We start from the raw sequence: 12,820 nt of genomic DNA on the forward strand, positions 1-12,820 counted from the left end.
TCAACGACGTCAGTCCGCCGGCACGCGCTCGGGGCGTCGGCGGCGGAGCTCTTCCACACCCGGGGGTCCCCCATGAGAACCAAGACCGAACAGCTGGAGGCCCTGCGGGGCCGCTTCCGCACCGTCGAGCAGGCCGTGCCGGGCGACGAGGACCTCGGTCCGTTCAAGCTCCTGCCCGGCACCTGGTCCAATGAGCCCGACCTCGCCGGCCGCGGCTGGAACATGATCGCGCTGCCCTTCGGCCCGCCGCAGGGCGCGACGTTCCGGCCGCCGTACCGGCTGCTGATGAACCAGTACAACGAGAAGCTGACGTTCAGCCTCGTCGACAAGGCCGTGCCGAACCGCGGCATCGCCCCGGCGGCCGGCGGGCTCACGCCGAACGCCGACCAGCTCCTCGTCGCCCTCGACTACGAGCAGGGCATCAAGCAGATCGTGTCCGAGGACTTCCCGTCGACGAGCCTGACCGGCGCGCCGGACACCGCGATCCACCACGAGCCGGGCCTCTTCCTGAGCATGACCGACCCGCTCGACGAGGACGTCGTGGACATCGCCCGGCTCGCCACGATCCCGCACGGCGACTCGGTGCTGGGCCTGGGCGTCGCGACGGTCTCGGACGGTCCGCCGACGATCCCGGGCATCAACGCGCTGCCGCTCGGCGTCAATCAGGACGTCGACGCCAACCCGTACCTGCAGCCCTACAAGCACTTTCGCGACGCGCCGTTCCGCGGGCTGTTCAACCCCGTGGACTCGACCGCGCTGCTCAAGGCGGCGAACGAGGGCGTCGACATCGTGCGCACCACCCGGCTCGAGTTCGACAGCACCGTCGCCACCGGCGGCATCTCGAACATCCCGTTCATCGTGCGCCAGGCCAACGCCTCGGAGATGAAGTCGACCTTCTGGATCCAGGAGGTCCGCAATGCGGACGGCGGCATCGACCTGCGGCTGCAGTACGCCCAGGTCGTGCAGCTGGACTTCTTCGACCGGTTCGACGGCGGCCCCGGCCGCATCAAGTGGCCGCACGTCAGCATCAACACGCTCGCGAAGGTCGAGGACCCGCCGGCCCCCGGCCCCGGCGGCTACGACGTCATGCCGAGCTGAGCGCGCCCGGCGCCGGGTATCAGTCCCGGCGCCGGGAGCCTCCCCGCCAGCACCCACCTCCCGACAGGACCACCGAGATGACCGACATCCGCTTCGAAGGCGACATCATCCACTTGGAGGGGCTCGTCGTGCGCGCCACGGCGAACGACCTCATCCTCGACGCGGCCGCGCGCCGCCGGACCAACACGCCGTTCCGGCGGGCCCTCGTCCACGACTTCGACGACGGCCTGACTCTCAACTGGGACAACGACTACCCCGGCGGCGTCAGCGTCAACGCATGCAAGCAGATCTCCGGCTTCAACAACCGGGACTGGCTGATCGTGCGCAGCCGTATCCACCAGCAGTTCGGCACCGACCTCATGCTCGACGGCGGCGCGGACCGACGCGGCCGGATCTTCGGCTCGCTGCGGCGCAACCCGTTCCGGCGCGCGCTCGTGCACGGCTTCGGCGACACCCTGGTGCTGAACTGGGACCGCGACTACACCGGCGGCGTGGTCGTCAACGGTCGCGTGACGATGCCCGACGGCGCGGTCGTCGCCGGCCAGGACGTCGCGGCGACGCTGACCTCCCTGCAGGGCCAGGTGACCGCGCTGACCACCGAGCTCACCGCCGCCACGGCCGCGATCGCCGACCTCACGGCCCGCGTCACCGCGCTGGAGTCCGAGGTCACGCCATGAGCGTGCGCTCGGTGCGCCAGGCGATGAGCGCGATGGGCCTCGGCGGCACCGGAGACCTCTCCGTCATGCGCGACGTGCTCGGCTTCTGGCGCGGCACGCCGCCGCCCGACCCGGCCACCGGATCGCCGGTGCAGGTCACGTTGGGCGAGGCGTTCACCGCCTTGGAGCGCAAGCACGTCCACCTCAACCTGATCGAGGTCGGCTTCGACGCCGCATCGGTCACGCTCGCGGAGGCGGACGAGCGCGTGGACTACGCCGTGCACCGGATCCGCCGGATCTACGCCGACGCCTCGCTCGGCCTCGGGCGCGTGCAGTACTTCTGGATCGACGTGCCCGCGGCCGACGGCTACGAGGACATCGGCAGCGAGTCCGAGGCCGACGACCTGTCCGACGACTGGAGCGTCCCGAACGACGGGATCGACATGTTCCTGGTCGCCAACATCAGCGACGACTTCGTCGGCATCTCGCCGGTGCCCGGCGACTGCGGCAAGGGCGGCAAGTCCGACGGCCTCGTCGGCGGCGAGGTCGGCCGCGCGGCGGAGGGCTTCTCGCGCACCGCCGCCCACGAGCTCGGCCACTTCCTCGACCTCTCCCACAACCACGGGGACACCTGCCCGACGGCCACGTCGGCGCGGGAGAACCTCATGGCCCAGACGCGCTGCGCGGTGAGCGCCCGCAGCTCGGTCCTGTTGACCTCGGGCCAGGGCAGCACCGTGCGCGGCCGCTGCCAGACCCGTGCGGGCCAGTGAGCCCCGCTCCCGAAAGGACGCATCATGCCTGACCTCACTCCCTGGGAGCAGCGCGGCGACGACGAGCTCGTCGAGCTGGCCCACCGCTCTCGCGGCGACATCGCGAAGGAGTCGCTGGCCGCCCTGGCCCGCCGAGGCTCCGAGCGCGCCACCCCCGTGGCCGTCGAGCTCCTCACCGCCCACGCCGAGCCGCGCGTGCGGTCGCTCGCGGCCGTCACCCTGGGCCGCCGGCGCGACCCCGAGGTCCCCGAGGCCCTCACCCGGGCACTCGCGGACGCCGATCCCACGGTCGTGCGCCGGGCCGCCCAGTCGCTGGCGCGGGTCGGCGACGAGGCGGCGCTGCCCGACCTCGCACGGTCGCAGCCGCCGCTCGCGACCCCCGCCGGGCGCGCGGTCCTCACCGCGCGGATGCTCATCGGCTACCGCGCCCACTGGCCCGAGGTCCTCGTCCCGGCGACCGCCGAGGTCACCGACTTCGGCCGCCGTCGCGGCGAGGAGATCACGTTCGGCGGACGGGCCAGGGTGTCCCGTGCGACCGTGCTCGAGGCCGTTCGCGCCGAGGTGCCGGCGCTCGGGTTCCGCACGAGCGACCTGCTGACGTTCACCTGCTCGGGCGCCGCCGGCGCCGTGGCCCTGGCAGAGGAGGTCGGCGAGGCCGACCTGTCCGTGCCGCAGATGCTCGGGGTGATGGTGCGCGAGCGCGTGTGCTCCGAGCGGTACTCGCTGGACTGCTACGTCCTCAGCGACGACCGTGACGCCACGGGCGGCACCCGGCCGTGGCTGTGGCTCGTGCGGCCCAGCGGCCGCGTCGTCCACGTGGGCCGGGCCGAGCTCGACGGCGGGCGCGCCCGCTTCGAGGTCACCGGCTCGGTCGCGCCCTACGCCAACCCGGTGAAGGTGGTCGGCGAGCGCTCGCCGTCGGGCGCGCTGAGCATCGAGACCGCCCTCGTGGGCAAGCCGGCCGCCTCGGCGGCCCGTGCGGCGGCACCTCCGGCCCGGGAGTCGCTCATGCGCTGAGACGCCGCGCGAAGGCTGCCGTCGCGGCCCGATTCCGCCGACAGCGAACAGTGGAAGCCCGGCGGGTGCATGACGGTTGAGTTAAGCAACTGGACACGGCGAGGCGGGTCACCCAGACCCGTCTATGCTGAAAAGACCAGTCCAGCAGAGGGGACCGACATGTTCGAAAGATTCACCGACCGGGCCCGACGAGTCGTGGTGCTCGCGCAGGAAGAAGCGCGCATGCTCAGCCACAACTACATCGGCACCGAGCACATCCTGCTGGGCCTCATCCACGAGGGTGAGGGCGTTGCCGCAAAGGCACTGGAAAGCCTTGACATCTCGCTCGAAGCCGTTCGCGGCCAGGTCGAGGACATCATCGGGCAGGGCCAGCAGGCACCCAGCGGGCACATCCCGTTCACTCCGCGCGCCAAGAAGGTGCTCGAGCTGAGCCTGCGCGAGGCGCTGCAGCTGGGCCACACCTACATCGGCACCGAGCACATCCTGCTCGGCCTGATCCGCGAGGGCGAGGGCGTCGCCGCCCAGGTCCTCGTGAAGCTGGGCGCCGATCTCAACCGCGTCCGCCAGCAGGTCATCCAGCTGGTCAGTGGCTTCCAGGGCAAGGAGTCCGAGACCACGGGCGCCGGCACCGAGGCCCCCGCCGCCGCGTCCAGCGCCGTGCTCGACCAGTTCGGCCGCAACCTGACGCAGGCCGCCCGCGAGGGCAAGCTCGACCCGGTCATCGGCCGGGACGACGAGGCCGAGCGCGTCATGCAGACGCTGAGCCGGCGCACCAAGAACAACCCTGTCCTCGTGGGCGAGCCCGGCGTCGGCAAGACCGCCGTCGTCGAGTCGCTGGCGCAGGACATCGTGCGCGGCGACGTGCCCGAGACGCTCAAGGACAAGCAGATCTACACGCTTGACCTCGGTGCCCTCGTGGCCGGCTCGCGCTACCGCGGTGACTTCGAGGAGCGCCTCAAGAAGGTGCTCAAGGAGATCCGCACGCGCGGCGACATCATCCTGTTCATCGACGAGATCCACACCCTCGTGGGTGCGGGTGCCGCCGAGGGCGCGATCGACGCCGCCAGCATCCTCAAGCCGATGCTGGCTCGCGGCGAGCTGCAGACCATCGGCGCCACGACGCTCGACGAGTACCGCAAGCACTTCGAGAAGGACGCGGCCCTCAACCGCCGCTTCCAGCCGGTGCTGGTCAACGAGCCGTCCGTCGTCGACTCCATCGAGATCCTCAAGGGGCTGCGTGATCGCTACGAGGCCCACCACCGGGTCTCGATCACCGACGACGCGCTCGTCGCGGCGGCCACTATGGCCGACCGCTACGTGAGCGACCGGTTCCTGCCGGACAAGGCGATCGACCTGATCGACGAGGCCGGTGCGCGCCTGCGCATCCGTCGCGCCGCCGCGCCGCCGGAGTTCAAGGAGTTCGACGAGCAGATCGCCGACGTCCGCCGCCGCAAGGAGGGCGCGATCGACGCCCAGGACTTCGAGCTCGCCGCCAGCCTGCGCGACGAGGAGAAGAAGCTCATCGCCGCCAAGCACGAGCGTGAGCGCGCCTGGAAGTCCGGCGACCTCGACCAGGTCGCGGTCGTCGACGAGCACCTCATCGCCGAGGTCCTGGCCAAGGCGACCGGCATCCCGGTCGGCCAGCTCAGCGAGGAGGAGTCCAGCCGACTCCTGCACATGGAGGAGGAGCTGCACAAGCGCGTCATCGGTCAGGACGAGGCCATCAAGGCCCTGTCCCGGGCGATCCGCCGCACGCGTGCCGGCCTGAAGGACCCCCGCCGTCCCGGTGGATCGTTCATCTTCGCCGGCCCCTCGGGCGTCGGCAAGACCTGGCTGTCCAAGGCGCTGGCGAACTTCCTCTTCGGCGACGACGAGGCGCTGATCCAGCTCGACATGAGCGAGTTCAGCGAGAAGCACACGGTGTCGCGCCTGTTCGGCTCGCCTCCGGGCTACGTCGGCTACGAGGAGGGCGGCCAGCTCACCGAGAAGGTGCGCCGCAAGCCGTTCAGCGTGGTCCTGTTCGACGAGATCGAGAAGGCCCACCCGGACATCTTCAACTCGCTCCTGCAGATCCTCGAGGAGGGTCACCTCACCGACGGTCAGGGTCGCGTCGTCAACTTCAAGAACGCCGTGATCATCATGACCACCAACCTCGGTGCGCGTGAGATCTCCAAGGGCGTCAACCTGGGCTTCGCCCAGGCCGGCGACGCGGTCGGCACGTACGAGCGGATGAAGGAGCGCGTCTCGACGGAGCTCAAGCAGCACTTCCGTCCCGAGTTCCTCAACCGTGTCGACGAGGTCATCGTGTTCCCGCCGCTGACGCAGGACGAGATCCTGCAGATGGTCGACATGATGGTCGGCTCGCTCGAGGAGCGCCTCGGCGAGAAGGACATCGACATCGAGCTCACCTCCGCGGCCAAGGAGCAGCTCGCCAAGGTCGGGTTCGACCCGGTCCTGGGCGCGCGTCCGCTGCGTCGCACGGTGCAGCGCGAGGTCGAGGACGCCCTGGCCGAGAAGCTCCTCTACGGGGATCTCCACGCCGGTCAGATCGTCCTGGTCGACTACGTGGACGGTGAGTTCACCTTCACCGGCACGTCGAAGGCCGACCTCGAGCTGCCCGAGGTCCCGCCGGCCGTCGAGGCCGGCGCGAGCTCCGACGACTGAGCACCGCCTGAACGAAGGGCCCGGGTCTCCTGACCCGGGCCCTTCGTCGTGCGCGGGGATGGAAGTTTCCCCGGTTAACCGGGGAAACTGTCACTTCGCGAGGTTCGCGAACCTCGCGAAGTGACAGAAAACCTCGTGAAGTGAGCGGCTACGGTCGGAGGGTGGAGCGCGAGAGGCTGTTGGACTTCAGCGAGGCGCCGGCGCCGGCCGGGGCGAGTCCGTGGGTCGAGGGGTTCGGGCCCGGGACCGACCTGACGATCGCCGAGCCGGATCCGCGGTGGGCGGGCGACTTCGAGGCGCTGCGCGCGCTGATCGTGGGCGCGCTCGGTCCGGCCGTGGAGGTCGAGCACGTTGGCTCGACCTCGGTTCCGGGGCTGCCCGCGAAGCCGATCGTGGACGTCGACGTCATCGTCCCCGACCCCGAAGACGAGGCGGCGTACGTGCCTGCGCTCCAGGCCGTCGGTCTGGTGCTCGCGGTACGGGAGCCCTGGTGGCAGGGGGCACCGACTGCTGCGGAGCGCGGACCCCCGGGCCAACGTGCACGTCTTCGGGCCGGAGGCGACCGAGCCGGTCCGGCACCGCGTCTTCCGTGACTGGCTGCGCACGCACCCGGACGACCGCGACCGCTACGCCGCCGCCAAGCGAGCCGCCGCGGCCGGCGGTGGGCACGTCATGGAGTACAACGCCCGCAAGCAGGCCGTGCTGCGCGAGATCCTCGTCCGCGCGATCGAGGCCTCGGTCCCGTAGCCTCGGCCACCGAGTCCACGCCGAGTGGCGCAAACCGGGGTCGCGAGTGGCGCAGAAGTGCCCGCCACTCGCCGAGTGGCGGGCCGTTTTGCGCCACTCGCGGTAGGCAGCGGGCGACGGGCGACGGGCGGAAGGAGGCGGGCGCGTCAGGCGGGGAGGGTGAGGTGGCCGTCGGGGGTGAGGTCGAGGAGACCGTCGTCGAGGAGGGAGTCGAGGCAGCGCTCGCGCTGGGCGCTGTCGGACCACGCCGCGGCGACGAGCTCGGGCGCCACCGGGCCGTCGGCGTCACGGACCACGGCCATCAGGGCGCCGCGGCACTGGCGGTCGGTGCCGTGCCAGGCCTGGCCGCGACGCGGCGGTCCGTCGTGCTCGGGATAGCCGGCCGCGCGCCAGCGGCACAGGTCGGCGACGGGGCAGGCCTCGCAGCGGGGCGAGCGCGCGGTGCACACCAGCGCGCCGAGCTCCATGGTCGCCGCGGCCCAGACGGCCGCTCGTCCCTCGTCGTCGGGCAGCAGCGAGGTCGCGAGGTCGCGCTCGGCCCGCCGCACCGTGGGCGCCGGGTACTGCACCCCCTCGACGACCCGGGCGAACACGCGCCGCACGTTCGTGTCGAGGACGACCGCGCGCCTCCCGTACGCGAAGGAGGCGATCGCGGCCGCCGTGTAGTCGCCGACGCCCGGGAGCGTCAGCAGCTCCTCGTACGTGCTCGGCACCTCGCCGCCGTGCTCCGTGACGATCGCGGTGGCCGCGGCATGCAGACGCAGCGCGCGCCGCGGGTAGCCCAGGCGGCCCCAGGCCCGCACCGCCTCGCCCGACGGCTCGGCCGCGAGATCGGCCGGCGTCGGCCAGCGCTCCATCCAGGCCTCGAACACCGGCAGCACCCGGACGACGGGGGTCTGCTGGAGCATGAGCTCGGAGACCATGACGCGCCACGGTGCCGGGTCGTCGCGCCACGGCAAGGTCCGCCGGTGGGCGCCGAACCAGTCGATGATGCGCTCGTGGAGCTCGCGGGGCGGGGGAGTGGTGGCAGGCATGGCGCGTCGATCCTTTCACGCCGGGACGGACGGATAACGTGGTGCGGTGAGCAACAGGCCGGTCGGACGCGACGTCTTCTGGCGTCGCCGGCTGCTCGTGCTGGCGGCCCTGCTCGCGATCGCCTGGGGCGTCGTGAAGGTCGTCGAGCTGATGGGTGACGACGAGCCGAAGCCGGCGGCCGCCACGCAGCCCACCCCCACCGCGACCACGCCCAGCAGCCCGCCCACCACGGCGCCGCCCGCCGACCAGGTCTCCGTCGCGATCGAGACCGACGCGGCGCTGTGCGAGCCCGACAACGTGCGCATCGTCCCCTCCGTGCCGACGGGCCAGTTCGCGGGCGGTCCGGTCCGGATGGACCTCATGCTGACCGCCCTCGACGGTGCCGCGTGCACCTTCCGGCCCAGCGCGAGCGAGCTGCTCGCCGTGGTCGACACCGAGCGCGCGCCCATCTACGACTCCTCGGTCTGCCGGGCGGCGTTCTTCGACGAGGCCGTGGCGATCCCGGCCGGCTGGAGCACCGTGACCTCGGTCGAGTGGACCGGCCGCGGCTCCGGCGCGGGCTGCGGCACCAGCGAGGGCTTCGCGCCCCCGGGCACCTACACGCTCAAGATCGGCACGTACGGCGGCGAGCCCGGCGAGGTCACGTTCAAGCTCGCGCGGCGCGCGCCCGAGACGCCCGAGACGAAGGCCACCACCAAGCCGACGACGGCGCCCACGAAGAAGCCGGCCTCGCAGCCGACACCGGCGCGGCCGACCGCCAGCTCGACCGCCGGAAACGACTGAGCCCATCGGGCGGCCGGTGCCGCCCAGATCCGTGATCCGACCGCCCAGCGTCAGACGTAGCGCTCGAGACAAGCCTCGAGCGACGTCCGGTGCAGCCAGTGCCGTGATCCGACAGCCGAGCGTCAGACGTAGCGCTCGAGGATGCTGGACTCGGCGAGGCGCGAGAGGCCGTCGCGGACGCCGCGGGCTCGCAGGTCGCCCACGCCCTCGACGGCCTGCAGGTCGTCGAGGCTGGCGCCCAGCAGGCGCTGGAGCGTGCCGAAGTGCGTGATGAGGCGCTCGACCACCGAGCCGGGCAGCCGCGGGATGCGCGCCAGCAGCCGGTAGCCGTGCGGGGACACCGACGCGTCGAGCGAGTTGCCGTCGCCGATGTGCAGCGCCGAGGCGACGATCCCGAGGTCGAGGACCTCCTGGGACTCCAGCTCGGCCAGCGCGTCGAGCACCTTCGCGGCCTGCTCGTCCGAGCCCGGCGGCAGGTAGTCGCGCACCACGAGCGTGCGCTCGGCGTCGACGCCGCCCACGAGCTCGTTGAGCTGGAGCGAGAGCAGGCGACCGTCGGAGCCGAGCTCGAGCACGTACATCTCGATCTCGTCGGAGATGCGGCGCACCATCTCGAGGCGCTGGGCGACGGCGGTGACGTCGCGGACCGTGACGAGGTCCTCGACCTCGAGGGCCGACAGCGCGTCGGAGACCTCGTCGAGACGGGTGCGGTAGCGCTCGAGGGTCTGGAGCGCCTGGTTGGCGCGGCTGACGACGACCGTGGGCTCCTCCAGCACGTAGCGCTGGTCGTCCTGGTAGAGCGCGATCGTGTGCATCGACGCCGAGACCGAGATGACGGGGACACCGGTCTGGCGGGCCACGCGCTCGGCGGTGCGGTGGCGGGTGCCCGACTCGGTGGTGGGGATCGACGGGTCGGGCATGAGGTGCACGGCGGCGCGCATGATCCGGGTGGCCGAGGAGTCGAGGATGATCGCGCCGTCCATCTTCGCCAGCTCGCGGACGCCGGTGGCGGTGAACGGGACGTCGAGGGCGAAGCCGCCCGTGGAGATCGAGTCGACCACGCGGTCCTGGCCGATGACGATCAGGGCGCCGGTGCGCCCCCGCATGATGCGCTCCAGACCCTCACGCAGCGCCGTTCCGGGCGCGACGGAGCTCAGGGTCGCCCGCAGGTCTGAAGCCGGCACGACGTCTCTCGCTCTCGCTCACGTAGTGGTCGGCCTCATCCTAGGGCAGCGCCCGGAGCGCGGCGGCGAGATCACCGGTTCGCAGCACCTTCAGGCCGACGCGGTCGAGGCTCTCGGTGCCGGTGGGCACGATCGCGTGTGTGAAACCGATGCGCGCCGCCTCGCGCAGCCGGGCCTCGAGACCGCGCACGGGGCGGACCTCACCGGCCAGTCCGACCTCGCCGATCGCGACGAGTCCACCGGGCAGTGGCGAGCCGCCGGCAGCAGAGATCACGGCGAGCGCCACCGCGAGGTCGACGGCCGGCTCGTGCAGCCGAGCACCACCGACCGAGGCCGTGTAGACGTCCTGGTTGCCCAGCGAGACGCCCGTCTTGCTCAGCACGGCGAGCAGCATCGAGACCCGCGAGGAGTCCAGGCCGCTGGAGGAGCGTCGCGGCGACGGCGTGGTGGCCGCGACCGTGAGCGCCTGCACCTCGGCCAGCAGCGGCCGACGGCCCTCCATCGTGACCGTGACGCACGTGCCCGCGACCGGCGACTCGTGCCGCGACACGAACAGGCCGGTGGGGTCGGGCACCTCGACGATGCCGGCGTCGACGAGGTCGAAGCAGCCGATCTCGTCGACCGGGCCGAAGCGGTTCTTGGTGGCGCGCAGCAGGCGCAGCCGGCTGGTGCGGTCGCCCTCGAACTGCAGCACGACGTCGACGAGGTGCTCGAGCACGCGCGGTCCCGCGACGGAGCCGTCCTTCGTGACGTGGCCGACCAGCAGCGTGGCGATGCCCTCCGCCTTCGCGCGGCCGATGACGGTGGCGGCGACCTCGCGCACCTGCGTGACGCCGCCGGGCACGCCGTCGACCGAGGCCGAGCCGATGGTCTGGACCGAGTCGACGATCAGCAGGCTGGGCTTGACCGCGTCGATGTGGGTGAGCAGGCCGCCGAGGTCGGTCTCGGCGGCGAGGAAGAGCTCGTCGGCGAGGGCGCCCGTGCGCTCGGCCCGCAGGCGCACCTGCGCGGCGGACTCCTCGCCCGAGACGTAGAGCGTCCGGCGCCCGGCGCGGGCCCAGCGGGCCGCGACCTCGAGCAGCAGCGTGGACTTGCCGACGCCCGGCTCGCCCGCCATCAGCATGACCGCGCCGGGGACGACGCCACCGCCGAGCACGCGGTCGAGCTCGGGGATGCCCGAGCTCATGGCGGCCGCCTCGGTGGCGGTGACCTCGGCGATCGGGACGGCGGGGCTGGAGACCGGTCCGGCGCTGGTGCGGCCGGTGCGCGAGCTGCCGCCGGCGACGTCGACCGTGCCCCATGCCTGGCACTCGCCGCAGCGGCCGACCCACTTCGCGGTGGTCCAGCCGCACTCGGAGCAGGCGAAGGCGGACGCGGTCTTGGGCGGCATGGAAGACAGCGTAGGAGGGGCCACCGACAAGGCGTGCGACCCCGCGGCGATCAGACCCGGACGATCCCGTTCGGGGTGTCGAACTCGGCCGCGAGGATGCCCGGCGCGCCGTTCGGGGCGACCCAGCGGACCTCGATCTGCTCGAGCGCTCCCACCGCCGGCTCGCCGAGCCAGTCGGCCAGTCGCTCGGGGCTGCCGGCGATCTCCAGCGCGGTCAGCGTGACCTCGGACTCGACCATCTGCGACGGGTGCTCGTCCTCGGGGGTGTCCCACGAGATGACGAAGGGCAGCTGCGGATCGGCGCGCATGCCGTGGACGCCGATCTGCTTCCACGTGAGGTTGTAGCCGTCGGGACGGTGACGGTTGCCGGGGACGGCGTGACGGCCGATGCGGTGCTCGACCGGGCCGATGTCCTCCACCGAGACGCACCAGCCGAGCCAGCCGCCGCCGAGCTCGGAGCGGGCGCGCACGGCCTGGCCGAACGGGGCCTTGTCCGACGCCGGGTGCTCGAGCGCCTCGACGACCTCCAGGTACTGGCGGTTCCTCAGCGGCAGGATCATGTTGTTGGTGCCGAAGCGGGGGTGGATGCCGCCCGCCTGGAACACGGCGCCGAACTTCTCGCTCAGCTCGGTCGTGGTCGCGATGAGGCCCGCGGGTCCGACGGCGAACGACAGGTGATCGAGGTGCATACGGCATTGTTGCCCGTCACGTGATCGCCGTCCCAGTCAGGGTCACCTTGGGTCGGCGGGGTGCGGCACCGGGCGACCCGCGGCGACGAAGCGCTCGCAGTGGCCCACCAGCTCGGCGTAGCCGGCCTCGCCCATGAGGGCCGTCAGCTCGGCCCGGCTGCCGAGGTAGACCGGCTCGGGCGCGACGTGCGCCTCGGTGTTCGACGAGCAGTACCAGTCGAGGTCGGCGCCTCCCGGGCCCCAGCCCGCGCGGGTGTACTCGCCGATGCTGACCTCGGTGTAGTGCGAGCCGTCACCGGGGTCGACCTCGCGGAACTCGCGGCGCAGCGGAAGCTGCCAGCACACGTCGGGCTTGGTGGTGTGCGGCTCGAGCCCCGTGGCGAGGGCGTGCGCGTGCAGGGCGCAGCCGTAGCCGCCGGGGAAGTCGCGCGAGTTGTGGAAGATGCAGGCGCCGTCCGCGACCCGCGTCTTGAGCTCGCCGTCGGCGTCGCGCTCGGTCCAGCCCTCGGCGCGACCGAGGTCGTGCAGCTCCCACTCGGTGGGGTCGAGCTGCTCGACGAACCCGGCGACGCGAGCGTGGTCGTCCTCGTCGCTGAAGTGCGCACCGAGGGTGCAGCAGCCCGAGTCGGGCGCGGAGGCGTAGATGCCCGCGCAGCCGGCGCCGAAGATGCAGGTCCAGCGCGACGTCAGCCACGTGAGGTCGCAGCGGAAGACCTCGGTGGCGTCGTCGGGGTTCGCGAACTCCACGAACGAGCGGGGGAATCCCAGGTCGACCTCGGGCACGGAG

The 12,820-nt window shown here is 72.2% G+C and carries 13 protein-coding genes and 1 pseudogene; 8 read left to right on the forward strand and 6 right to left on the reverse strand.

Annotation, left to right across the window (positions count from 1 at the left end):
• Positions 1-72 precede the first annotated feature (72 nt).
• The 5 genes from ACK99Q_RS06070 to ACK99Q_RS06090 all read left to right on the forward strand — a co-directional run bounded on the left by ACK99Q_RS06070 (position 73) and on the right by ACK99Q_RS06090 (position 6,205).
• Positions 73-1,098, forward strand: a complete 1,026-nt coding sequence (locus tag ACK99Q_RS06070; RefSeq protein WP_410185299.1) for a heme-binding protein — start codon at positions 73-75, stop codon at positions 1,096-1,098.
• A 77-nt stretch (positions 1,099-1,175) separates the two neighbouring features.
• On the forward strand, positions 1,176-1,775 hold the full coding sequence (locus tag ACK99Q_RS06075; protein ID WP_410185300.1) for a hypothetical protein: 600 nt from the start codon (positions 1,176-1,178) through the stop codon (positions 1,773-1,775).
• The gene (locus ACK99Q_RS06080; protein WP_410185301.1) at positions 1,772-2,524 is read left to right on the forward strand and encodes a hypothetical protein; all 753 of its coding nucleotides are present in this window, start codon (positions 1,772-1,774) and stop codon (positions 2,522-2,524) included. Before ACK99Q_RS06075 ends, ACK99Q_RS06080 begins: the two co-directional genes overlap by 4 nt.
• Positions 2,525-2,548: 24 nt before the next feature.
• Entirely contained in the window at positions 2,549-3,541 is a 993-nt protein-coding gene (locus tag ACK99Q_RS06085; RefSeq protein ID WP_410185302.1) for a HEAT repeat domain-containing protein, read from the forward strand.
• 159 nt (positions 3,542-3,700) lie between these two features.
• Positions 3,701-6,205 carry an ATP-dependent Clp protease ATP-binding subunit gene (locus tag ACK99Q_RS06090; protein WP_410185303.1) on the forward strand — a complete coding sequence of 835 codons (2,505 nt, stop codon included), beginning with the start codon at positions 3,701-3,703 and terminating at the stop codon, positions 6,203-6,205.
• A 148-nt stretch (positions 6,206-6,353) separates the two neighbouring features.
• Here ACK99Q_RS06090 and ACK99Q_RS06095 read toward each other — a convergent pair whose 3' ends face one another.
• Entirely contained in the window at positions 6,354-6,614 is a 261-nt protein-coding gene (locus ACK99Q_RS06095) for a hypothetical protein (RefSeq protein ID WP_410186087.1), read from the reverse strand.
• Between ACK99Q_RS06095 and ACK99Q_RS06100 the strand changes: the two genes are divergently transcribed.
• Together ACK99Q_RS06100 and ACK99Q_RS06105 are read left to right on the forward strand one after the other, a co-directional pair.
• Entirely contained in the window at positions 6,520-6,798 is a 279-nt protein-coding gene (locus ACK99Q_RS06100) for a GrpB family protein (protein ID WP_410186067.1), read from the forward strand. The two genes, ACK99Q_RS06095 and ACK99Q_RS06100, sit on opposite strands and share 95 nt — an antisense overlap.
• Positions 6,701-6,952, forward strand: a pseudogene (locus ACK99Q_RS06105) (GrpB family protein); the annotation flags it as partial. The gene ACK99Q_RS06100 and the pseudogene ACK99Q_RS06105, both read left to right, overlap by 98 nt.
• 146 nt (positions 6,953-7,098) lie before the next feature.
• Here ACK99Q_RS06105 and ACK99Q_RS06110 read toward each other — a convergent pair.
• Positions 7,099-7,986 (reverse strand): A/G-specific adenine glycosylase, encoded by an 888-nt coding sequence (locus tag ACK99Q_RS06110; protein WP_410185304.1) that lies wholly within the window; start codon positions 7,984-7,986, stop codon positions 7,099-7,101.
• 46 nt (positions 7,987-8,032) lie between these two features.
• Between ACK99Q_RS06110 and ACK99Q_RS06115 the strand changes: the two genes are divergently transcribed.
• Positions 8,033-8,770: a hypothetical protein gene (locus tag ACK99Q_RS06115; protein ID WP_410185305.1), complete on the forward strand. Its 738-nt coding sequence runs from the start codon at positions 8,033-8,035 to the stop codon at positions 8,768-8,770.
• Positions 8,771-8,892: 122 nt separating this feature from the next.
• Here the strand turns inward: ACK99Q_RS06115 and disA are convergent, their stop codons facing one another.
• The 4 genes from disA to ACK99Q_RS06135 are packed head-to-tail and all read right to left on the reverse strand — an operon-like array spanning position 8,893 to position 12,816.
• The gene (gene disA, locus ACK99Q_RS06120) at positions 8,893-9,954 is read right to left on the reverse strand and encodes a DNA integrity scanning diadenylate cyclase DisA (protein ID WP_179422546.1); all 1,062 of its coding nucleotides are present in this window, start codon (positions 9,952-9,954) and stop codon (positions 8,893-8,895) included.
• 40 nt (positions 9,955-9,994) lie between these two features.
• Positions 9,995-11,344 carry a DNA repair protein RadA gene (radA, locus tag ACK99Q_RS06125; RefSeq protein WP_410185306.1) on the reverse strand — a complete coding sequence of 450 codons (1,350 nt, stop codon included), beginning with the start codon at positions 11,342-11,344 and terminating at the stop codon, positions 9,995-9,997.
• A 50-nt stretch (positions 11,345-11,394) separates the two neighbouring features.
• The gene (locus tag ACK99Q_RS06130) at positions 11,395-12,033 is read right to left on the reverse strand and encodes a VOC family protein (RefSeq protein ID WP_410185307.1); all 639 of its coding nucleotides are present in this window, start codon (positions 12,031-12,033) and stop codon (positions 11,395-11,397) included.
• A gap of 42 nt (positions 12,034-12,075) precedes the next feature.
• Positions 12,076-12,816 carry a hypothetical protein gene (locus tag ACK99Q_RS06135; RefSeq protein WP_410185308.1) on the reverse strand — a complete coding sequence of 247 codons (741 nt, stop codon included), beginning with the start codon at positions 12,814-12,816 and terminating at the stop codon, positions 12,076-12,078.
• Positions 12,817-12,820 lie beyond the last annotated feature (4 nt).

It is taken from the genome of Aeromicrobium sp. MLTX1, from assembly GCF_046452335.1.
Lineage (GTDB): Bacteria > Actinomycetota > Actinomycetes > Propionibacteriales > Nocardioidaceae > Aeromicrobium.